The sequence below is a fragment of the Fibrobacter succinogenes genome (assembly GCF_902779965.1).
GTDB classification, from domain to species: domain Bacteria; phylum Fibrobacterota; class Fibrobacteria; order Fibrobacterales; family Fibrobacteraceae; genus Fibrobacter; species Fibrobacter succinogenes_F.
This window is the reverse complement of sequence record NZ_CACZDK010000024.1, coordinates 1-22,383: the sequence shown is the minus strand read 5'-3', so window position 1 is coordinate 22,383 and position 22,383 is coordinate 1. Positions and strand designations below refer to the sequence as shown.

Sequence of the window (22,383 nt, the reverse complement as noted above, 5' to 3'; positions counted from 1 at the left end):
TAATATTCACTTTTCTAAAAATTTAGCTATATTAGCTAATATAAGGGTTTAATTGTTCTCAAATTTTAAACGGAGACGATATGTTTGGTAAAATTTCAGCTATCGGCATCGCCGCCATGACCGCACTTGCTACGAATGCAAGCGCAGAAAAGTACGAATGGGGCAACGTCCGCTTTGATGGTGGCGGATTCGTGAGCGCCATTATGCCGAGCCCGACAGTCGAAGGGCTCATTTACGCGCGTACCGATGTTGGCGGCATTTACCGCTGGGATGCCACAAGCAGCCGTTGGATTCCGTTGATGGACTGGATCAACCAAAACGATGTGGGCCTTTACGGCACCGAAGCTTTTGCACTTGACCCGCAAGACCCGAAAAAGATTTACGTGCTCGGTGGAACAGGCTATTTCAGCAAGGGCCGCACCGCTGTTTTGCGCTCCTCTGACATGGGCGCCACTTGGGACACGAGCTACGTGGAAATGCTCGCCCACGGTAACGGCATGGGCCGCCAAACTGGCGAAAAACTCGCCGTAGACCCAAACAAGTCTAACATAGTCCTCTGCGGTAGCCGTACGAAGGGAGTTTACAAGAGCACGGATTCCGGCAAGACCTGGACAAGCCTCTACAAAGTCGCCCTTTCTACAGCAACCGAAAGCAGCCTTAACGGCGTGAACGGCGTCAGCTTCGTGATGTTCGACCCGGCTCAGGGAAAACTCGCCGACGGTAGCACCGCCACGATTTATATCGGCACTTCCGAAACCAAGGACAATTTGCAAGTCAGCCATGACGGCGGCGCCACTTGGGAAGTTATCGCAGGCGTACCTTCCGGACTTATGCCGCACCGCGCCAAGATTGTCGATGGCAACATGTACGTGACATTCGCTGATGGTCCGGGCCCGTACAACATTTCTCGCGGTGGCGTTTTCAAGTACAACATCGCCGCAGGCACTTGGACGGACATCACCCCGTTTGACGACAACGAAAAAGAAGATGGTACTATCGCTCACGAAAAGAACGAATGTTCTTACGGCGGCATCGCGATTGACCCGAAAGACCCAAAACACATCGTCGTTTCTACACTTGGACAGTACACTGGTCGTCACCTGTTCAAGGACGGCACCGAAAACTACGGTGACCGCATTTACGTGACGACCGACGGTGGTGAAAACTGGACGTTCGGCCAGCACTACGGTGACGGCGTGAACATGGACGAAAACGGCAACAAGTGGATTCACGGCAACGCAATTCACTGGGCAGGCTCCATCGAATTCGACCCGTTCAATAGCAAGAAAGTTTGGGTAACAAGTGGCAACGGCATCTTCCAGACCGACGACATCACCGCTAAAGTTCCCGTTTGGAAGTTCCAGTCCGTGGGCATCGAAGAAACGGTCCCGCTTGACATCGTGAGCATTCCGGGTGGACCACTCGTTACCGCGATCGGCGACTACGATGGCGCCATCTACACCGACATCAAGAAGAGCTATCCACGCCACACGCCGATTATCGGAACGACCGAAAGCATGGCATATGCTCCGCTTTCCGGCACGCTCCTGCGCACTGGCGTTATCACCAAGTACTACACTTACGAATCCAAGAACTTTAATGTCATGTACCGCTCTGACGATTTGGGCGTTACCTGGGACAGCGTCAAGACGGAACTCAAGGGCGGCAAAGGTCTCGTGGTTCTCTCCGCAGACGGCAAAGTGATGCTCCATCGCCCTGACCAGAGCGCAACCGTTTATCGTTCCGATGACAATGGCGCCACCTGGACAGCCGTCGAAACCGGCACGCAGACGCAGTACGCACGCATCGTTGCAGACCCCGTTGACCCGAAAACATTCTACGTGATGGGCGCCATGGGCACACTCTACAAGTCCACTGACGGTGCCAAGAACTTTACCGCACAGGATGCCCGTTTGCAGAATGAAGGCGCTGGCGAATACTACAACGGCGCAGGTCTCATCCGCACCGTCCCGAAGAAGGAAGGTCACTTGTGGGTTCCGATGGACCAAGCTCAAGTCTGGCAGCCGAAGGGATTTACCGAATACGGCCTCGCCTACACGGAAGACGGTGGTAAATCTTGGAACCGTTGCGAAGGCGCAAGCACTGCAATTTCCGTCGGCATCGGCAAGGCTAAGGAAGGCGCAGACTACGAAACGATTTTTATATGGGGTGCAGCAAAGTCGGGCGACCCGATTGGCATCTACCGCAGTACAGACAAGTGCAAAACGTTTGAACGCGTGAACGATGACGCCCACCAGTACGGTGGACCGGGCAACGGCAACTTCGTGCAGGGCGACATGAACAACTTCGGCGTTGTCTACATGAGTACGGTTGGTCGCGGCCTTGTCGTGGGCGCTCCAGAAGGAACAGAATTCATCGACGTGACACCAACCGGAATGAACCCGATTACAATCAAGCCGGGCAAAGCTACGCTTGCATTGCAGAACAGGAACTTGCAAATCAGCGTCACAAGCGAAAGCAAACTCGAAATTATAACCGTAAACGGCAAGACACTCCTCAGCACGAATGTCAATGGCAACAGAAGCGTAAGCCTCAAAAAACTCCCCGTAGGCCATTACATCGCGAAGGTCGTTGACGCAAACGGCAAGTTGCTTTTGAAAAAAGCGATTGCGCTTAAATAAAACGCATTAAAGGAGATGCCTGATTAAGTCAGGCATGACAACAAAAACAAGCTTCAATAAATCATCAATCCCCACACTTAAAAAGGCTAGAGCCATAAGCGAATGCTTTAAAGCTCTAGCCTTTCATTTTGCTATGTTATACAAAGAATTTAAGGCATGGCAATTTCCGATGCAAGATATCACTTTTAAAATCATCGCACGTATCAAGAGCGACTTTCACGAAAAGTTTGGCATTCCGCGTCAAAGCGGGCTGGTGCAGAACTTGCGTTCTACAATCCGTTTCGAGCCGGAGTTCCGCAATGCCGATGCGCTCCGCGGTCTCGAAGGCTTTAGCCACTTGTGGATCATGTGGATTTTTTCGGAGAACATCCGCAGCACTTGGAGCCCGACCGTGCGCCCGCCGAGACTCGGCGGGAACAAGCGCCTCGGCGTTTTCGCGACCCGATCGAGCTTCCGCCCGAACCCGGTCGCGCTTTCTTGCGTAAAAATCGAGCGCATTGATATCGACGGGCCGGAAGGGCCCGAAATCGTCGTCTCCGGCGCCGATTTGATGGACGGAACGCCCATCGTCGATATCAAGCCGTACCTGCCTTACACGGACGCCCACCCCGAAGCCACAGGTGGCTTCGCCGAGGCAGTCCGCCAAATCAAAGTGCATGTAAAGCCCTCCGAGCAACTGAACAAATTGCCCACGGAAAAGCGCAGCGCCCTCATTGAAGTCCTAGAGCAAGACCCTCGCCCAGCATACCAGAACGACCCCGAACGCGTTTACGGATTCAACTTTGCCGAATTCGAAGTCAAATTTAAAGTCGCAGGCGAAGAACTTGAAATCGTGAGCATTGAATAAGTTTTCACCCCAAAAGTGAAAAGAGCCCCGTGAAAATCACGGAGCCCTTAGCAGTGAGGAGAACTTTTATTTTGGATAGCGGTCACCTCTAAAAATTCATTCTCAAAAATTTGGCTGCGACACATCGTGCAGGTTCGTCATTCAAAGTGGCAAAGACCTCCAGTATTCGCCACTTCTCATTCCTGCCTGCACTCGGTCTCGCTCAAATTTTTTTTATCAAAGCAATTTTTAGAGGTTCCCTAGCTCTATTCGTTTTATGACGCGAGAAGATGCCGATTGGACGCTCAACAAATAAACGCCCGACGAAATTTTCTCTCTTGCGAAAAGAACGTTGTTCGTGCCGGAAGTCATCAATTCGCTAGCGCTCGCCACCTCGTTTCCAAGCACGGAATAAAGCCGAACTTTAACATCTCCATTGCGAGCAAGCGTCACCGGCACATTAAGGTAACCGTGATTAAACGAAACCTCGCCAACGCTCAATGACGGTGCGGCATTTCCAATAACGACCGCGCCAGCCGTAGAACTGCTGGAATTATGGCTGTCGCTACTACGATGCGTTCTCGAAGAACTAGACCGAACATTAGATGAGCTGGAGCGCGCTACAGACGAGCTCGATTCTTCGGCAACGGAGCCCTTGCTACTGCTAGATTCCGCAGACACCGGTTTAACCTTGTCGCCAAGCACTTCAATCATCTTTTCGGCATAGCGCTTGCCAAAATCGCGGTATTCCTGCGAGGTAAAGTGGACATTCTGTCCATCGCCAAGAGCCTGATTAAATCCTTCGGATGAAACTACATAAAAGTTTTTTGACTGTTGCGGGAGTTTAGCGATATTGTTGTTCGCGCCCTTGCTAGAGCCGCTGCGCAACACTTCGCCCGCAAGAAACGGCACATCATTGCCAAGACCCAAATCCTTAATAATATTATCGTAAACCTTTTTGACCTTGGAGGGCCATTGACCGTCACCAGCATCCGTTTCACCCTGGTGGAAGATGATCCCCTTGATGACACCATCTTCTTGAGCCTTCTTAGCCATTTCAATCAAGCGACCGTAAGGATTTCCACCATATTCATTAATGCGCTGCGTCATCCAGCTCTGCTGGGACCTAGCATAATTGGCATAGCCATCCTTGTCGAACAGCTGGATGCTGCACCCGGCAACAGCCACGACGATAACGCCCACCTTAATTTTAGAATCCGTCTTTTCGACCATCGTGCGGCCAAAATAGTCCGTAGGTCCAAGTTTTGCGCCCTGACAATGCGCCAACGGAGGCACTGCCGTAGCCCATTTTCCCTTGGTTTTCCCTGAACAAGAACCATTATTTGCCGCCCAGAGCACCTGGAAACGTTCGTCAACGGTCTTATCCTGACTACCGACGTCCCCCTGGCCTTCCATATTGGATTGGCCAAAAGCGAGATAAATGTGGAAATTTGGATCTGGAGCAGCATGAGCCGACACGGCAAGCCCCAAACCGAAAAACAAGCCCACGAAACGCGAGACTTTCATCTAACACTCCTTGGGGCACTGAAAATGCCCCCCAACAACATTCTCTAATATATTTCCATATCCCAACCAATTGTTAAATCTTTGGAAAATCGCGTTGTAGTGTTCTGCAACATTGAATTATTTATATATATTCCCATTAAAAAGAGGATTTTATGACAATCAAAATTTTGGCATCTCTCGCTTTGGCGACAACCCTGTTCACCGCCTGCGGCGATAACGCAACAACACCCCCACCCTCCAAAGCTGAACAATGCGCTGCAGGACTTTCCGCAGATTGCGTTTTAGGCACTTGGAGCCTTCAAGGTCCTACCATACAGAGAACCAACGGAACTGACGCCGTTACGATTATCGATCCGAGCCATGATTTCGGTGAAAAACCGGCAACACTCCGATTCTACGTTGACGAAAAGCAAAAAGCAAATAAATTTGAATTTAACAACTCGGAAAATAGCAAAGCAGAAGAATGCAAGCCCATAAAGATCTACGGAACCTGGGACATTGTTGGGACTTCGCTTCACCTTTGGGCAAAAACCGGTAACGATTGCATGGCCGCAAGCGAAGAGACCATTCCGGTTGAGATTTCTACAGTTGGCGGTAACGTCACGATAACACTCAAGCAGATATTCTTCATGGAACCGGAAATGAAGCAATCCGATGCCGTAGAAAAGAAAACGGCTACTGAAGTTTACACCTTCGTGACGGCGAATTAAAATTCTAGTGGATTAACGCCAACGATTGCTTTCGTATTCTTCGAGCTGTTTCAGCAAAAGGTTACATTCTTTTTCAATGCGCGAGTCCTTGGGACTCGCCTTTTTTATTGCCGGCCGAGCCTGCGCCATCATGGTTTGCTTTATGCGAACCATAAACGCCGAAACCGTTTCGCCAGGAATGCGCACAAAGCCCATTCGAGCCAAACGCTTTTCAGTAGATTCGAGCAACGAAATCCATCGCACCGCATCTTTCGAGACCATAGTTGAAACTTTATTGCGGCGATATTTGCGGAACCTTATTCCTGCAAAGACGGCAAGCAATACAAATAAAATCACATAAGGCACAGGGCCAGAAACAAAGCGCTCCGAAGCGGTCTGCCAGCTATCAACAACACGGCGCCATTCGCCATCCTTAAGCAAATGAAGCACATACGAAACACGGCCTTTAAGCCCTTCCACTTTTTTCGAGAACCAAGACGATTCCGCAAAGGAGTTCACAAGAACAGGCGGAGTCGGGTCAAAAATATACCACTTGCGGTCTATAAAAACTTCAACCCAGGCATGGCTATGGCGACGACGGAATGTCACGTAAGGGCGACCTTCGACATGTTCCGGATGCGCAAAGCCCGTCACATAACGCGCAGGGATTCCCTGATGGCGCAAGAGAAGCGTTGCAAGCGTTGCATAGTATTCACAATAGCCCTCCTTATTTTTCCAGAAGAGCGTAAGCAGGTCTTTCATATTCGAGACACCTGAGTTCATCGAAGTTCCAGCAAAACCTCTGCGCCACGACACTACATACGAATATTTGAAATTTTTAATAAAATAACTTTCAATAGCCGTTAAATTCCGAACGGCAAATTGCTGTTCTGATTGCTGTTCCGAGAATGCCGCAGAATCGCGAGTAGGAAGCGCCATCGCAGCCGCTACAGAATCAAGCAAGTTCAAATCTTTTTCTGGAATTTGCAGGAACGCAGAATCAACCTCGTCCGACACCGCCGAAGTTATAGCAAGCTTTTCCGCAGAATCACTCACATAGTAATACCAATCGCTTCGCGTTCCATTTGCACCGGCAAAAACATTTGTCGAATAATAGTTGAGCGAGTCCGCATTTTTACTCGCAACGCCCACGGCATTCGGAGCGGCAAACATAAAGCCAAAATTGTCTAAAGTCGCCTGCACCCAAACAGACTTCACGTTTGGCGCCAATGTTATAGAATCTTCCGTTTCAAAGACGGCATAATCCACGCGATAACGGGCGGGATAAAGTTTCTTTTCTGCTGTAGGCGGGAGTTTCCAAATGCCTGCCACATATTTTTCATAAGCAGCAGCGCGAAAATATGGCGGAGCAAGCGTATCCCAAATTCTTAGAATAATTTCGTTATTGTATTTTGAATTGTAATTGCTCGAAAATGAGCCCAATGCAGCCACGGGATCAAAACCCATGACGCGATTTCTCACATAGTAATCTTCGGCCCAGCGGCCACTGTAATAGTGATTGCTTTTCCAATATTTAAATCCAAGATATGAAGAGCCGCACAAACTTGCATACATCAAGACAAAGAGAAGCCTTTTATAAAACGCAACGCGAGGACGTCCGAACGCATACACAGCAAGGATCAAAGCAACAGCAGCACTCACCACAACACCACGGGGCGCTTGAAAGAGCCCCATAAAGAGTGCCGCGATTCCATTGAACACAACAAAGACTTCGTAACCGCCATTGCCAAGGCTTCGTTTTTGCAGCCAAGCCAAATAAAGTAAATACCACGCCGGAATAAAAACCAAATACGGCGACACACCATTTTCGACACTTGGGGTCAACACCCACCACAAAGCGCTCGGGACAATCGCACCATACGCATACAGTTTTCTATAGCGAGGAATTTTTCTTTGAATCGCCGCCGACTTCGAAAGCATATATTGCTTCACGTGTATAGCAATAAACAAGATTGCAAAAATAATACCGAGAATTTCTAGGCCACTCGAAATGCCCAAATTCACCGAGACTATGCAAAAGAAAATCGTCTTGCAAATTTCACGGAAGTTCATCATAGACCCACCTCCGTTTCGTGCGATTTTTCAAATGAGCGTTCGAGAAGTTTTGCATTAACAGCCAAAACATCGTCCGAAACCGTAGCTTTCAATGCACCAGCCGCCAAGGAGTGCGATTCTAAAACAACTTGCTTGTGCACTAGCGGATCATCAGTGGCAAAAAGCCCCACGCGAAGTACAGGGCCAAGCGGGCGCGCCGCAGGCGACCAAAGTTTTGGCGTACGTGTCGCATTTCGAGAATTTGTCGCGGCACGAGATGCGCGAGCCCCTTTCGAAAAGCGCGATTCAAGCAAAGAAGATGCAGGTATTCGCGCCAGCGCTTCTAAAAAGCTTTCGCCGCCATCCGCCTGTACCAAAGAAATTTCATCATCGCCAATGAAAAAACGCCCGAGCGCATTCCGTTCCAAGAGCCATAAGCCAATGCCAGCGGCCAAGCGGATTAACATCTCAACCGAGGATTTCTCGCGCAAATTTCGGGCAGTCACGTCAAGCACAAGGATTGCTCCCGCGCCACGTTCCGTTTCGAACTCCTTCGTAAACGGTTTCCCGTAACGAGCAAAAGCTTTGTGGTGCAAATCGCGCAACGCATCGCCTTCGCGGTATTCGCGCACGCCCACAAAATTCATTCCACGAGTGAGGCTCGGCATTAAAAGTGGAGCAAAAACAGCACCACTTGCCCCCGAGATCAAAAACGGGAAAGCGCTCACGCGCAGCGGGCGCGGGATTACGAGAAGTTCGGCTTTCCCTGTATTCGCCGCATAACGAAGTGCCCCGTTGATTTCAGGCAAGATAAGTGCCACCTTCGGGATTTCAAAAGCACCGCGCTTTTTCGTCTGTATTTTGCAAGTCAATTCCGCAGATCCGTGAGCCACAATTTGCACAAGTTCCGATTCGACACATTTAAGCGAAGAATCCATGCGGAAGCAACCCAGCGACACAGCATTTAGCTTGTCCACAGCATAAACTTGCAAGCGAACCGTCGAAACTTCACCTTCGTAAACATTGCGCACCGTGATGTCACCCGCCTTGAACAGGCTCTTTCGCGCAGTCATGAAAAGGCTTGGCACAAGCGCCAAAAGATACATGAAGTCCAAACCGCAAAACACCCACGCCGCCCAAAAACCGGGCACCGCCCCCGCAAACATCGAGAACATCATGAGCGCAGCCGCCGCATGCCCCACCGGCGTAAAACCTTCTTGCCAAATGTAATACAAATGCATCAAGAGCCCCTTGCGCTTGGGACTTCTAGGAATTGCATTTATAAAGAAATGGAGAGAGGACATAGAGGTTGTGAGGTATGAGGTCGCGGCAGTGCCGCTTTAAAGTTTAGGTTTTAGGGGTTTGATTTTAAGGTTTCGTCAACGCAAGCGTTCATGCTGTCTCGCCTTGCACGTCATTCTGAGCGTAGCGAAGAATCCAGTGATTTTTACTGGATCCTTCGGGCTTTCAGCCCTCAGGATGACGTATGCAAAACAATCATCTCGGAGCGCGAAGTTCGATAGGATCCAATCACGTTTACTTCGGCACTTTCACCTGTTTCAAGACGCCTTCGAGAATTTGTCTGGAAGCGCCGGGCGTATTCGAATCTTTTGCAAACACGCGATGTTCCATCACCGGAAAGAACACGTGCTGGATATCATCGGGATTCACAAAGCCTCGCCCAGCAACGTACGCACTCGATTGTGCCATCTTGATGAGGTTGATTCCCGCACGAGGGCTTGCGGCCAAGCGCACCGCCGGATTTGTACGCGTTGCCTGCACCAGCGAAACCACATACATTTCAAGAGACTCATCAATGTGAATTTTGCGAACATCGTTACGCATTGCAATAACTTCATCCGGAGTTGTCACCGCTGTAAGCGTATCGAGCGGTCGCCCATCGCGATGTGCGCGCAAAATGCCAAGTTCCGTTTCCGCCGTCGGATACCCAAGCGAAAGGCGCACCAAGAATCGGTCCATCTGCGCCTCAGGGAGCGGAAACACACCATGGAATTCCACGGGGTTTTCCGTCGCAAGCACCATGAACAGTTTCGGGAGCGCATGGCGTTCACCTTCGAGCGATACCTGGCGTTCTTCCATCGCTTCTAGGAGTGCACTCTGCGTTCGCGGGGACGCGCGGTTGATTTCGTCCGCCAACAGCACCTGCGTAAACACAGGCCCCTTGCGAATTTCGAACTCGCCCGTATTTGCCTTGAATACCGCACCGCCCGTCACATCGGCAGGCAATAAGTCCGGCGTAAACTGGATGCGCGCAAAATCGGCTCCAACCGCCGTCGCCAGCGCCTTCGCAATCGTCGTCTTGCCCGTTCCCGGCACATCCTCGATGAGCACATGACCATCGGCGAGGAGAGCCATAACCAAAAGTTCAACCGCCTCGGATTTTCCGAGCAGCACCCCATTTAAAGACTGTATAAGATTTTTAACCATACAGTAAATATATATAGTTAAAAGTCAATCGTTAGCAGTTAGTAAACTATGATTGATAGATAGTTAAATATAGGTCGTTGGAACCTAAAAAGCAAAACTTACACCCATACCAACAGCACCGATAATTGCCAACGCTATACCGACACCACGCTTCGCACTTCCTCCATCCCCTGCTACATCAGCAGCAAGCACAGTCCCCACCGATAGCAACACTCCTCCAACGCCAAGAAAGCCAAAGTGTAGCCAAGCCAAAGCCCGGGTATTTTTCACAGCAGGAACTTCGCCAATAGGCTTATTGGACCGTTTAACTTCTTCTGTATTTTTTTCAACTTGCAGATTCTTTAAATCCACATTTCTAAAGCGAGAATTCTCGTCATCATATTCCGCAGAAGTGTTATCTAAGCTTTGAGCATCGCCGATGCCGCCCGCACCAGCACGGCGTTCCATGGAATTAGGAGTTTGCTGTTTCCCCTTGACCTTGCCAAAGAATTCCGCAGCACTATTCTTTACCACCTTCAGAAGCTCTTCCACATTAGCGCCATGACCATTGAAACTCGCCACAAGCTTGTTCCCCGAGGTCTCGTAGATTTCCGCAGAAATTGCAAGTTTCGAGCCGAAGCTACTCACACGCGCTTGGCACACGTAATCGGCAGCAATATTCCGCCCCGTTTCCACAAGGCAACGGCCTTCGCAATCCTCGATGGCTTTACCCGGCGGCAACATTTCACGGATGTTCTCGCGAGTCATGATAGTGTAGTTTTGCGAAGCGGGGAGTTCCTTCACCGCCTCTTCACGAAGTACATTCGTAAGGTATTGACGATCCGGAAAAGACACTTTCTTTTTAACGCTAGGGTCTGCAACAGTTTCAAGCACTGCTACATGCGTCGCTATAGCACTCGAAACGCAAAGCAACAGAAAGAACAGGATGTGCTGAACATGCCTCATAGGAATTTATTCTGCGAAAGTGAATGGGATTGTAGCCGTTGTGTTGCCAACTTCAACCTTACCGAATTTCCAACCACTGATAACCTTCTTGATTTCGCCATCGAACTTTGCATTGTTCGTCGTAGACGAAAGAATTGAAAATTTAACGACATCACCATTTGCGTCAATCGTGAACTTCACGACAATTCTGCCCTCGAATTCAGGATTTTTCTTCCGATATTTGTTGTAAATATTCCTAAGAGCAGGCTTGCGTTGTTCAACAACCTTCATTATATCCGATGCCTTGCGTTTTCCATTGACATTGACATCGTCATCTGTAGCCGTACCTACGGAACCGCCAATGCCTCCGCTACCATTGTCGCCACTCGTTTTCAACAAGCTATCGAGTTTATCGCCGCCATCACCATGAGCACGACGTCCACCATTCTTGCCAGAGTCTTCAAGCTTTTTAGCCGAGAAAGAGAACGTAACGATTCTGGTCATATTTGCGCCAGACACCTCGCCAAAATTCCAAGTGCTGACAGCCGCTTTAATGAGTTGGTCAAAATCAAGTTCGCCCGTAGTCGTCGCTTCAATAGAAATATCAATGATATTTCCTTTGGGAGCAATTGTGAACTTCAGAGCAACATAACCCTCAAATTTCTTTTTCGTTTTCTTTAAATACTGATTGTAGATTTCATCGAGTTCCGGACGGTGTTGGCTCATGACCGCATCCATCTCCTCACGAGTACGGATTGCATCGTCTTTATCTTCATCGAAGTTGCTTTCGAAACCACCAAACAAGGGTGCCCAGTAATAAGCGTAGACGTCATCGACTTTGACATAGGGAACTTCATTGTCACCCTTCCAAGCCTTATACTTAGTTATCTTGATGGTACAATTTTCTGTATCGCCTTTCACGTCGATGTAATAGCGGTGCGAAATTGTGCCGACAACACCATAACCTGCATATATTGCAGCAACATGTTTTTCCGTTACGATTCGGCCAGCAATGGGATCGGCCTTAGTGAGATCAACGCCTCGTTCCTTGAAAGTGGTCAACACAGCATTGTAGCACACGTCAACACGCTGGTTGTAACTCCTAGTGAGATATTGGTCGTAAAGTTGCGGATCATCGAGTTGCATGGTCTTGGCACATCCAGAGAGGAGTGCTAATACAGCAACTATAGCAGAGGCAATAAGGGGTTGTTTCATGCATTCTCCTTTTTCATTCCTAACAAATGTAAGAAAAAGCACATATAAATGTCAAAGTTTTTTATAAAAGACTACAATTTTAGTGTATCATTAAACGGCGCCAAATTTGCCTCAGCACGCGGAGTCCGTAAGTGACAACATTCAGGTTCGATTTTTCGCCGGCATAGCGCGTAGGAATCGGGAGTTCTGCAATCGCAAAATGGCGAGCATCCGCAATGGAAATCAGTTCCAAGTCAATATCAAACGAGGGGCTCAGGCGATTCAAATCTACAGTTTTCAGGAATCGCGAGGAATAAACGATAAAGCCGCTATGACGGTCCGTGAGTTTTACGCGAAAAGCAATATTTTCTAATGCGGTCAAGAAAGCACCGCCAATGCGTTTGTGTAGCGGCATGCCGCCGCGTTTTGCTTCGCCCGCAATCGCATGTCGTGAACCTTGCAGCAAATCGAGATTGTTATTTTCCATCTCAGCAAAGAACTCGCCTAACTTTTCAGCAGGGTATTGTCCATCGCCATGCAAGCAAGCAATAAACGCAGCACCCGAAGCCAAGCCTTCGGCAATGCCTTTTTTGACCACGGCACCGTAACCGCTATTTTGTTCAAATTTTAAATATCCAAAATGAGATGAGAGATTGCGTGCGGTCTCAGAAATTTTCCAGCAATCGGAATCCAAAAAATTCAAGTAAGCTTGGGCAGTACCATCGCGAGAGCCATCATCAATGACAAGCACACGAGCGCGCGACAAAATAGATTCATCAATTTTTGAAAGGACTTCGACTAGCGTATTTTCTACGTTGTACGCAGGAACAAAGATGAAGTAATCTATCGCAGAGCAAGACATAATTGGATCCTTCGCGCAGCTCAGGATGACGCAGAATCAGTATCAGAATGACTTGTATTGCTGTAATGTCCGACAAACCACTCTAACGATTCGCGTAGCACCACATCAATCGGAGTTTTTGCCTTGAAGCCAAGCAAGCGCTCCGCCTTTTCGACTGACGGCAAACGGCGCATGGAATCTTCGTAACCTTCGCCGTAATATTCCACCCCCGAAACCTCTTCCGGTTCAGGAACAGACTCAAGGCTCATACCTTTAATTTCTGCATAAATCTTGCGCATTTTCCACGCCAACTCGGCAATCGTAATTTCGTTGTCCGGATTCCCGATATTGAACGCTTGCGAGAACGGCGTTTTGTCCGATTCAAACAAAGCGAACATAAAATCGACCGCATCAAAGACACTTGTAAAGCTACGCTTGGCAATTCCGCCATTCACGAGCTTGAGCGGTTCGCCGCGCACAAGCGCCGACGAAAAGTTCGCAAGCACACGCGGAATACCCGAGCCATCGACCCCAGGCATAAAGTCCATGTACGGCCCAACAAAGTTAAACGGCCGCACCACGGTCCACTTTAAATTCTTGAGGCCCGCAATATAGCGTTCCGTGAGGAGCTTCGCAGTGGCATAACTCCAACGGCTTGCAGTTACCGGACCAAACGTGAGTTCCGACTCATCTTCGACAAGCAAGCCAGAATCTGCAGACGTGCGACCGTAAATCTCGGACGTCGAAAAATGAATCAACCATGAACCCGACTTGGCGCAAGCATCGGCCAACGCTGCCGGATGGTCGTAATTACTGCGGATAACTTCGGGAGCTTCCGCCATGTATCGGCTCGGCGTGCAAATCGCAGCCAAGTTCATTACAACTGGATATTTTGCAATTCGTTCAACGACACTCTTATCGGCGAGGTCAGCCACCATGAACTCGCAACGCTCGTTGCTGAGCCTGTGCTGGATCCTGTAAAAATTCAAATCAACGCCAAAAACGCGCCACTGCGTGCGCGACAAAATAGCATCGAGAAGGTGGCACCCAATAAAACCACCGCAGCCAACAATGGCTACGGTGATACTAGAATCGTTGAACTGGAGGTTCATTATTTCTTGACAACGAAGAGGGCGGAGTTGTTACCCAAACTCGACTTGTTGTAAGGCTCGACACGGATACTACCAGTCAATGTTTCTTCAACACCCTTTTCGGCATCAAGCTTGACCTTCACCGTATGGCAAGTCTTGCCGTCAGCCGGAGCCGTCAAATCATAGGATCCGTTGAACAAATCACTACCGCGATCGCCAGCATTTTTCTTGAACATGATGCGATAACCATCATCAATGGTTGTACCAAAAACAACCGTAATTTCGTCACCGACTTTAAACTGTTCGCTAACGGTCGGATAAACAACCTTGACGCCATCGGACACGGTGCAATCGTATCCGCTCTTTGCGCTCGTCGGGGAATCATCATCATCACCGCAAGCAAAGAAAGCAAGGGAGCTAGCCAAAATCAAAACGTGGGAAAACTTCATAAAAATAACTTCTCCATTTTATAGTTGAACGACTCTTAATATACAAAAAACGTTCTTTACTCGTTCAGCAGTTCCGGGTGTTTTTCGGCGATGCGGCGTGCAAGGTACACAAACGGAGTGTCCATGAGCGATGTCACGATGAAGATGCCGTAGCCGAAGATTAAAATTTCACCAATCGTATTCCACGGAAAAACGCCAGCAAACGCAAGCAGGTTAAACACGACCACGTTAATCAACTGGCTCACCAGCGTGGAACCGTTGTTGCGCAGCCACAAATAACGCTTCTTGCTGCCAAACTTTTTTTCGGTCCATTTCCAGACGGCGTGGTATGCCCACACATCGTACATTTCGCAGACGGCGTATGCAAACAAACTAGCAAGCATCACACGTGGCGTATTCGAGAACACCGTGCGGATGGGTTCTGCCATTGTATCGCCTTCGGCCGGGATGTACAAGAACCAGCTTTGCGAAATGAGAATGAACGTGACATTTGCAAGAATGCCAATTTTAACGCAACGGCTTGCTTCTTTTTTGCCGAAAATTTCGCTCATGATGTCGGTCGCCAAGAAAGAAGAAGCGAAGATGACATTACCGAGCGTAGTATCGAGCCCGAAGGCATGCACGAGAATGAGCACTTCGATGTTGGCGGCAATCGTGCAAATGACGGTCCAGGCGAAAATGCCCTGCTTGCCGAAGAAGCGGAAGAATGCAACGAGACCGCCAAAGAACACGAAGATAGAGGCGATTAGGATAATTTCGTTTTGCATAGTAGTAGGAAGTTAGATGTAGGAAGTAGGAAGTGGTTAGTAGGCAGTAGGTAGTTCACTGAGCCTGCCCCGGACTTGTTCCGGGGTCATCCTGAATCCCTTTTGGGATGAAGGATCCAGTCACATTTAACTGGATTTAATCAAGTTTCTACTCCTTGGCTCGGTTATAAAAATGAGTTCACCCATTTTTGCAACACTCGCCTTCTGAGTAGTCTTCGCTGCGTTTCACTTGCTCAGAATGACGTTATGAATTGCTATCTTCTACGATCTATCGCAGAAAACAGACGATTCTTGGCGATGGCTTCGAATTCCGTGCCCGGCTTGCCGTAGTTAGCGAACGGGTAAAGCGAAATGCCACCGCGCGGCATAAAGATGCCTTCGACTTCGATGTACTTCGGATCCAAAAGCTTCACCAAGTCCTTCATGATGATGTTCACGCAGTCTTCATGGAAATCGCCATGGTTGCGGAAAGAGAACAAGTAAAGCTTGAGCGACTTGGATTCCACCAAATACTGGTCAGGAATGTAATTGATCTTGATTTCGGCAAAGTCCGGCTGGCCCGTTTTCGGGCAGAGGCTCGTGAATTCCGGGCAATTGAAAGTGACCATGTAGTCGTTACCCGGATGCTTGTTCGGGAACTTTTCGAGCACTTCGGGGCTGTAGGTCGTCTTGTACTGGGTCTTGTTGTTGCCCAAGAGCGTTACGCCTTCGAGTTCAGCTTCTGAACGCATATTGTCTCCTAGTTTTGGTTTATAGACTCACAGAATTTTTTGAGATTTCTGCGGTCTAAGGTCAGGATGGTTTCGAACTGACCGATTTTTCGGAGACAAAGATAGAAAAATCCCTAAATTTTCCTAGGCTTTTATTTCTTGACGCAGCGGACGGATTTGGCGGCTTTTTTATTGAGCGTTTCAAAGTTGCCCGTTTTAGTGTTTAGGTCATAGTAATAGAACTTACCCTTACTACCTGTAGCGCCACTCGTCCAAAATTCAGCTCGAGGGGGCCATCCATATTTGCCTTTAACATCGCGATTACCAAAAGCTTCGATTTGAAGTCGTTCAACGTTATCAACTATAGCAGGCAATTCACTATCTGTAGGGAGGCGCCATCCATTGGGGCAAGCGTTTTGAGCGGCCTTCCAAGTATAAAGACGGCCATATCTTTCACAATTGGCCCAGCCGTCATTGAAGCACCAACTTTCTTTTGTCTTGAAATCCAAATTATGGGCAAACCACACAACGCCACCAATATTTGCAACCTTATACGACTTCGCATCGCGAGGGTCATGGAACACTACATTTGCAGCCGCAAGACTATCATCCTTTACACAACGGACAGAATACCCAGCAGTCTTTCCATACCCAGGTTCCCCATACGACCACTTATTAGACGCTAGCCCCCATTCAAAAGCTTCTTTTTCATCGTATTCCGAGGAAGTCCAAAAATCGCCGTTGTGAGTAAGCCCCCAAAATACGGTATCAGTACCATCAAATCTATGGCTACCCGCAGCAAGCCCCGCAAAGCCGTATTCATCTTTAGCACCATAATAGATATTTGCAAGCAAGGCTTCTTTTTTTCTATCTACAGCATCTGCCAAGTTCTGCCACTCGGCCAATTCAGGGAAATGCCAACCTTCCGGGCAAACGCCACGAACGGGGTAAGTCGGAGTACATTTTTTTCCTTTGCCACAGCCTTTTGCGTTATTCGAAATATTTCCGGCACTATCCATTGCGGCTGACCATGAGTACAGACGCCCATACTGAGCGCAATTACGTTTATCATTGTCATAGCACCAGGAGTTTCCAATTAATCCAGGAGCCGTGACAGTATCGCCATAATTCAAGTTCTGCGCCATCCAAACCAAATCACCAATTTTCACAAATTTATATGTAGCGCCATCTCTGGAATCTACAAACGTGTTCTTAGCTTGGGCGGTAGGCTTTGCTTGAGAATTAGCCGCTGTTCGAGATTCTGCGGTTTCCGGCTTTGGGTTTTCTGCGGCTGGGACTTCTTTTTCAGTTTGCTTTTGTTTTCCCTTGCCTAAAGATTTTAGAAGGCCTTTCAACGAAGACTTTGCACAAGCCGGTTCAGCAACAAGCATCCATGCCACTAGGGCCAGTACGATTCTATTCGTTTTCATATTTCTATTCCTTTTGGGATGGGAAGAGCACGTTTCAAAGCCTTCTTTTTTCTTACTTCAAATATAAAAACAAATCGTGATTAATGTTCTATTTATCCTCACGACTTAGCACGTCGTTCATTTGTTCATTTGAGCAGTTTTTACTATATTTGGGCGCATGGATTTTGGAAGTTATGGAAAGACTTGGTGGGCAAACAAGTGGTTGAGTTCGATTCTTGCAACCGCAAGCGAGCAGGCTATTTTGCAGGGGCTCAAGTTTGCCACTCGTGGACAAGTCACAAATATCGACATTATCGATAACCGCGTAATTTCCGTGGTGAAAGGTCCGAATGGCGGGCTCCACAACAACTACATCGTCTTCCCGAAATTTTCCAAAGAATCTTCCGAAATCTTCGTGAGCTTTTTAAAGCAACAGCCTGCGGAACTTTTAGCGTTCAACAACAAGGCGTTAAGCCCGTCGCTTGAACTTTTGATGAGCAAAAGCGGGCTCCAACTTTTTGACGATCCGGCCAAAGTCAACATGGGCTGCGATTGCCGCGACGAACGCCCTTGCAAGTACCTCGTTGCCACATTTTTGAAAATCGCAGAACAGGCAGACAAGGAACCGAATGTTCTTTTCAAGATTCACGGGCTCGACCTGGAATTTATCAAGGACTACAAGCCGGACGCGATGGAAATGGAGGCACCGCCCGAAGCAAATCTCGTGAGGTCGTTCAGCAAAGCGACAAGACTCGTTGGGAATGCAGCAAGCTCGGATGCTGCTGGTGCTTCGGAAAATGCCGCCGGAAATGCATCCGCTAACGGGACTACCGCCGAACGCGAGGTCCAAAACGCCGCGGAGCTTTCAAACGCAGAAGACGCGAGCGCTAGTTTATTTGGTGGGTATAAAGGCTCGGGCCGCGAATCGCAAAACAGTATTCCGCCCAAGCAACTGCCGACATTCGATTTCAAGAGTTGGAAAGACTACTCGCACATTCTGCCCGCGATGTTGCAAAATTTTCCGAAGTTCTGCCCCGCCGGGAATTTCCGCAAGAGTTTTACGGATGAACTAGAATCGTGCCACAAATTCTTTACTGACTTTGAAAATTTCGATGCATTCTCGGAACAGTTCCGCGTGAACAACGCGAAGACATTCCTGATGGAAAACGAGCAATTGCGTTTGTTCCATAGGCCCGGTTGGCACTGGAATTTTGAGCAATCGCTTGCCAATAAAGTTATCGACAGCAATCTCACCGTCAAAAACGTGATGGGAGCGCTTTGCTGCCTTAGCGCTGGCAATTTTTCGTGGCACCACTATTCCGTGCGCTATTTGCACTTGATGTTGCAAGTGGCATTTTACCTCGTGCGCACCGGAGCCATTTACCCGCAAGTTTTTTGGATCGGGAAAGACGTGGCGCAGATGCGATGGCTCCCAGCCGAGATGCTCCCCGAGATACTCTACATTGTCGCTGACCTCGAAGTGACGGCCCCGCGTGAACTTGCGTGGACATGCAAGGACGAATCATTTTTTGAAATTGCTGAACCGGCAGAACACATTCTTTCGCTGTTCATTTCGCAGTTGTTAAAGTTTGCGCGCACGTACAAGACTCCGCTCAAGACGAATCACGGCAATTTGCTCTCGTTCTTTTTCGATAGCGTTTCGGGAAAGCTTGCGAACAACGCACACGCCATTCCAGGGAAAATCCAGCAATGGCTTTCGGTGTATTCTTGCCTCGGTTGCCGTACGCAGATTCTCTTTGTCTGTAGTGAAATGGACAAAGATGTAGCGCTGGATGTTTTTGTACTTGACGAAGACGGAACTGCAGCGAATGCCACGAGTGTAAGCGAGAACGCGGCTAAAAATGCCGCCGGGAATGACGCAACAAGTGCAAGCGGGAATGCCGGGAATGCAGCGGGACTGCTAAATATCGCGAGACGCACGCCGCTTTCGGAATTATTTGAAAACAACGATTCACGTTTGCTCTCGATTATGAGCGTTCTGAACGGCATTGCCGATGGATTCAAACCACTTGACGCCTATTTGGTACGCCGTGCGAGCGAACCGATTTTAATGCGAGGCGCAGAACTCCTCGACTTTTTACAGGATTGCCTCAAAAAGCTCCAACTGTTCGGCATCCAAACAGAAATTCCAAAAAACCTTTTGAACATCGGAAAACCGAAACCCAAGATGCGCTTGCAAGGCAGCATGAGCTTTGGAGCATTTACTGCCGGCGACCTGCTCGACTTTGACTGGGAAATCGCCATCGGTGACGAAAACATTTCGGCAAAGGAATTCTTGGAACTCGCTGAACAAGCAGACGGACTTTTAAAATACAAGTCCAGTTACGTGCAAATTACCGAACAGGATTTGCAATCCATCCGCGATAAAATAGAAGGCAAGTCTGGCGAGTCTGCGAAAAACGGCAAAGGCAAAAAAACTGGTGGAGATGATGCGGGAACGTCTTCTGAAACTGCTGCCGAGGGGGCAACTGGTAACGCCGCGAAAAATGGCGAAAACGAAGACGAAATCCTCGAAGAAGATTCCGTTCCAGAAATCACGCAGGCCAAGCTCGTACAAGCTTGCTTCACCGGCGAATGCGACAACATCCCGGTCGAAATGGCAAGCGATTTCAAGCAACAGTTTGATGCCTGGCGTTCCGAAACGGAAATTCCATTACCCGAAAATTTGAACGCGACACTCCGCCCCTACCAAATGCGCGGCTATTCCTGGATGTACAAGAATCTGGAAATCGGATTCGGTTGCATCCTCGCCGACGACATGGGCCTTGGCAAAACGCTTCAAGTCATCACGTTCCTCCTCAAGATGAAGCAGGAAGGCAAATTCGAGACGAAAAAAGCAATCGTCGTGATGCCTGCAGGCCTCCTTTGCAACTGGCAAGTCGAAATCAAGAAGTTTGCGCCGGAACTCACGTTCTTCGCTTACCATGGCGGTCGCCGCAACTTGGAAAAGTTCAACGCCGATGTATTGCTCACGACTTACGCTACATTCCGCAAGGACTTTAAGGAACTCGACAAAATCGAATGGCAGACCATCATCATCGACGAAGCTCAAAACATCAAGAACGCCGATAGCGAACAGAGTAAATTGCTCCGCCGCATGCGCGCCCCGATGAAAATTGCAATGAGCGGAACCCCAGTCGAAAACCGCCTCATGGAATTCTGGACCATCATGGATTTTGCGAACCACGGATTTTTCCCAAGCGCAAGCGAATTCCGAGAAAAGTTCGAAACGCCGATTCAAAAGAACGGCAATCAAATCGTTGCCGAAACGTTCCGCAAAATCACGGCGCCGTTCATGCTGCGCCGCCTCAAGACTGACAAGAGCATCATCAGCGACTTGCCCGACAAAATCATCCAGGACGAATACGCCGAACTCACACGCTCGCAAGCAGCCCTTTACAAGCGCACCCTCGATCACTTCCTCGCCCAGCTCGAAGAAGAACAACAACTCAGCGAAAAGGCAAACGATGCACACGCACTCTTCAAGCGCAAAGGCATCATCTTGCAGATGATTCTTGCCCTCAAGCAAATCTGCAACCACCCCGCCACATTCCTGAAAGGACTAGACGACAACCATTTAAGGCGAGAGTCGCGACCAACGGGAGTTGGGCATGACCGAGCCGAATGGTTGGGAATTGAGCGAAGCGAAAGTCCAAAGACGAAAGACGAGAGAGACGCCGCGGCAGTCCCTGCAGAAAGCGCGAATTCCAAAAAGTCTAATAAGCTCGAATCCGGCAAAATGCAGATGCTCCTGGACCTCCTCACCTCCATCCAAGAACAAGGCGAAAAGACGCTCATATTTACGCAATTTGCCGAAATGGGCCACTTGCTCAAATCCACCATCGAAAGTGAACTTGGACTCCGCACGCACTTCTACCACGGCGGTTGCACACAAACGCAGCGCACCGAAATGATCCAGGATTTCCAAGAAAATCCAGACTGCAAAGTGCTCATTCTCTCACTCAAGGCTGGTGGCACCGGCCTCAACCTCGTCGCCGCCTCGCAAGTCATCCATTACGATTTGTGGTGGAACCCCGCCATCGAAGCACAAGCCACCGACCGCGCCTTCCGTATCGGCCAAAAGCGCAACGTTCAAGTCCACCGCTTTATCACCAAGGGCACCTTCGAAGAAAAAATCAATTCACTCCTCGAAACCAAAAAAGCCATTGCCAACTTGACCGTGAATGCTGGCGAAACATGGCTTGCCGACATGGACGACAAGCAACTCGCCGAAGTCTTCTGCCTAGACAACACAATTGTGTAAAACAGGTCGCTTGACTTCTATTTTGTAGATTACGCATAGCACAAGGTGATTAAAGCCTATGTGCTGATTTTGCTATATCGTTATCTATATCATTTCTTTTATCCCTTAGCTATATCCATTTCTAGGTGAATCGGTAAACCGATTCGACTTTTCACATCAATAAAACTGATGCATTTTTGCAACAGTTCAAAAAGGCTATTATCAAATGAAAAAAAGAAAACGAAAGTAATGATATCATTCCAATCCATCCGCTTGTAGAAACTGGCGTAGAGAAAATGATTCAAGTAATTCGCGGAAAACAGGTGTTACTAGACCACGATTTGGCAACGCTTTATGGAGTGGAAACAAAACGTATCAACGAACAAGTAAAACGAAACACCGAACGATTTCCCGAAAAGTTTTGTTTTCAATTAAATACTGAGGAAATCAGTCACAAGCCACCCCTAAGAGGGGTGGCTTGCTTTGCCCCTAGAAGGGGCTGTTACTGCCAGCGCCTTAATGACGCTGGCTTTCTCTTCGTTCAAGC

Annotated in this window: 17 protein-coding genes; 5 read left to right on the top strand and 12 right to left on the bottom strand. The window is 48.7% G+C overall.

All coding sequences use genetic code 11. From position 1 onward, the window contains the following. Positions 1-80: 80 nt before the first annotated feature. Together HUF13_RS11655 and tsaA are read left to right on the top strand one after the other, a co-directional pair. A complete protein-coding gene (locus HUF13_RS11655) occupies positions 81-2,642 on the top strand; it encodes a T9SS type A sorting domain-containing protein (RefSeq protein WP_173475293.1) in 2,562 nt (853 codons plus the stop codon). A 169-nt stretch (positions 2,643-2,811) separates the two neighbouring features. Continuing rightward, positions 2,812-3,489 carry a tRNA (N6-threonylcarbamoyladenosine(37)-N6)-methyltransferase TrmO gene (tsaA, locus tag HUF13_RS11650; RefSeq protein ID WP_173475292.1) on the top strand — a complete coding sequence of 226 codons (678 nt, stop codon included), beginning with the start codon at positions 2,812-2,814 and terminating at the stop codon, positions 3,487-3,489. 228 nt (positions 3,490-3,717) lie between these two features. On the opposite strand, the gene HUF13_RS11645 is transcribed toward tsaA, so the two are convergent. Next, positions 3,718-4,995: a sialate O-acetylesterase gene (locus tag HUF13_RS11645; protein WP_173475291.1), complete on the bottom strand. Its 1,278-nt coding sequence runs from the start codon at positions 4,993-4,995 to the stop codon at positions 3,718-3,720. A 152-nt stretch (positions 4,996-5,147) separates the two neighbouring features. Here HUF13_RS11645 and HUF13_RS11640 point away from each other — a divergent pair, with 152 nt between their 5' ends. Beyond that, complete coding sequence (locus HUF13_RS11640; protein WP_173475290.1) at positions 5,148-5,705, top strand: hypothetical protein; 558 nt, start codon at positions 5,148-5,150, stop codon at positions 5,703-5,705. Between the two features lie 12 nt (positions 5,706-5,717). On the opposite strand, the gene HUF13_RS11635 is transcribed toward HUF13_RS11640, so the two are convergent. The 11 genes from HUF13_RS11635 to HUF13_RS11585 form a co-directional block, all read right to left on the bottom strand. Next, positions 5,718-7,760: a transglutaminase-like domain-containing protein gene (locus HUF13_RS11635; protein WP_173475289.1), complete on the bottom strand. Its 2,043-nt coding sequence runs from the start codon at positions 7,758-7,760 to the stop codon at positions 5,718-5,720. Next, positions 7,757-8,980: a DUF58 domain-containing protein gene (locus tag HUF13_RS11630; protein ID WP_304039116.1), complete on the bottom strand. Its 1,224-nt coding sequence runs from the start codon at positions 8,978-8,980 to the stop codon at positions 7,757-7,759. Before HUF13_RS11630 ends, HUF13_RS11635 begins: the two co-directional genes overlap by 4 nt. Positions 8,981-9,275: 295 nt before the next feature. Beyond that, positions 9,276-10,187, bottom strand: a complete 912-nt coding sequence (locus HUF13_RS11625; RefSeq protein ID WP_173475287.1) for a MoxR family ATPase — start codon at positions 10,185-10,187, stop codon at positions 9,276-9,278. An 84-nt stretch (positions 10,188-10,271) separates the two neighbouring features. Continuing rightward, on the bottom strand, positions 10,272-11,132 hold the full coding sequence (locus HUF13_RS11620; protein WP_173475286.1) for a hypothetical protein: 861 nt from the start codon (positions 11,130-11,132) through the stop codon (positions 10,272-10,274). Between the two features lie 6 nt (positions 11,133-11,138). Beyond that, entirely contained in the window at positions 11,139-12,326 is a 1,188-nt protein-coding gene (locus HUF13_RS11615; RefSeq protein ID WP_173475285.1) for a TonB family protein, read from the bottom strand. Positions 12,327-12,405: 79 nt separating this feature from the next. Next, on the bottom strand, positions 12,406-13,167 hold the full coding sequence (locus HUF13_RS11610; RefSeq protein WP_173475284.1) for a glycosyltransferase family 2 protein: 762 nt from the start codon (positions 13,165-13,167) through the stop codon (positions 12,406-12,408). 20 nt (positions 13,168-13,187) lie between these two features. Further along, a complete protein-coding gene (locus HUF13_RS11605) occupies positions 13,188-14,258 on the bottom strand; it encodes an NAD-dependent epimerase/dehydratase family protein (RefSeq protein ID WP_173475283.1) in 1,071 nt (356 codons plus the stop codon). Then, positions 14,258-14,686, bottom strand: coding sequence for a hypothetical protein (locus HUF13_RS11600; protein ID WP_173475282.1), 429 nt, complete (start codon positions 14,684-14,686; stop codon positions 14,258-14,260). The genes HUF13_RS11605 and HUF13_RS11600 overlap by 1 nt, the downstream gene beginning before the upstream one ends. Before the next feature lie 56 nt (positions 14,687-14,742). Continuing rightward, positions 14,743-15,453, bottom strand: a complete 711-nt coding sequence (locus HUF13_RS11595) for a queuosine precursor transporter (protein WP_173475281.1) — start codon at positions 15,451-15,453, stop codon at positions 14,743-14,745. A gap of 254 nt (positions 15,454-15,707) precedes the next feature. Next, entirely contained in the window at positions 15,708-16,184 is a 477-nt protein-coding gene (queF, locus tag HUF13_RS11590) for a preQ(1) synthase (protein WP_173475280.1), read from the bottom strand. Positions 16,185-16,315: 131 nt separating this feature from the next. Further along, positions 16,316-17,593 (bottom strand): FISUMP domain-containing protein, encoded by a 1,278-nt coding sequence (locus HUF13_RS11585; protein ID WP_173475279.1) that lies wholly within the window; start codon positions 17,591-17,593, stop codon positions 16,316-16,318. Positions 17,594-17,750: 157 nt separating this feature from the next. Between HUF13_RS11585 and HUF13_RS11580 the strand changes: the two genes are divergently transcribed. After that, positions 17,751-21,857: an SNF2-related protein gene (locus HUF13_RS11580; protein WP_173475278.1), complete on the top strand. Its 4,107-nt coding sequence runs from the start codon at positions 17,751-17,753 to the stop codon at positions 21,855-21,857. Positions 21,858-22,132: 275 nt separating this feature from the next. Next, positions 22,133-22,383: ORF6N domain-containing protein (locus tag HUF13_RS11575; protein WP_173475277.1), on the top strand; the 251-nt coding region annotated here is incomplete at its 3' end.

What these genes read in the sequence shown, in the direction of transcription:
- HUF13_RS11620 (WP_173475286.1), bottom strand. Translation starts at nt 11,132, where the DNA reads ATGAGGCATGTTCAGCACATCCTGTTCTTTCTGTTGCTTTGCGTTTCG.
- HUF13_RS11595 (WP_173475281.1), bottom strand. Translation starts at nt 15,453, where the DNA reads ATGCAAAACGAAATTATCCTAATCGCCTCTATCTTCGTGTTCTTTGGC.
- tsaA (WP_173475292.1), top strand. Translation starts at nt 2,812, where the DNA reads ATGCAAGATATCACTTTTAAAATCATCGCACGTATCAAGAGCGACTTT.
- HUF13_RS11625 (WP_173475287.1), bottom strand. Translation starts at nt 10,187, where the DNA reads ATGGTTAAAAATCTTATACAGTCTTTAAATGGGGTGCTGCTCGGAAAA.
- HUF13_RS11630 (WP_304039116.1), bottom strand. Translation starts at nt 8,980, where the DNA reads ATGCATTTGTATTACATTTGGCAAGAAGGTTTTACGCCGGTGGGGCAT.
- HUF13_RS11645 (WP_173475291.1), bottom strand. Translation starts at nt 4,995, where the DNA reads ATGAAAGTCTCGCGTTTCGTGGGCTTGTTTTTCGGTTTGGGGCTTGCC.
- HUF13_RS11585 (WP_173475279.1), bottom strand. Translation starts at nt 17,593, where the DNA reads ATGAAAACGAATAGAATCGTACTGGCCCTAGTGGCATGGATGCTTGTT.
- HUF13_RS11635 (WP_173475289.1), bottom strand. Translation starts at nt 7,760, where the DNA reads ATGATGAACTTCCGTGAAATTTGCAAGACGATTTTCTTTTGCATAGTC.
- HUF13_RS11605 (WP_173475283.1), bottom strand. Translation starts at nt 14,258, where the DNA reads ATGAACCTCCAGTTCAACGATTCTAGTATCACCGTAGCCATTGTTGGC.
- queF (WP_173475280.1), bottom strand. Translation starts at nt 16,184, where the DNA reads ATGCGTTCAGAAGCTGAACTCGAAGGCGTAACGCTCTTGGGCAACAAC.
- HUF13_RS11600 (WP_173475282.1), bottom strand. Translation starts at nt 14,686, where the DNA reads ATGAAGTTTTCCCACGTTTTGATTTTGGCTAGCTCCCTTGCTTTCTTT.
- HUF13_RS11580 (WP_173475278.1), top strand. Translation starts at nt 17,751, where the DNA reads ATGGATTTTGGAAGTTATGGAAAGACTTGGTGGGCAAACAAGTGGTTG.
- HUF13_RS11615 (WP_173475285.1), bottom strand. Translation starts at nt 12,326, where the DNA reads ATGAAACAACCCCTTATTGCCTCTGCTATAGTTGCTGTATTAGCACTC.
- HUF13_RS11610 (WP_173475284.1), bottom strand. Translation starts at nt 13,167, where the DNA reads ATGTCTTGCTCTGCGATAGATTACTTCATCTTTGTTCCTGCGTACAAC.
- HUF13_RS11640 (WP_173475290.1), top strand. Translation starts at nt 5,148, where the DNA reads ATGACAATCAAAATTTTGGCATCTCTCGCTTTGGCGACAACCCTGTTC.
- HUF13_RS11655 (WP_173475293.1), top strand. Translation starts at nt 81, where the DNA reads ATGTTTGGTAAAATTTCAGCTATCGGCATCGCCGCCATGACCGCACTT.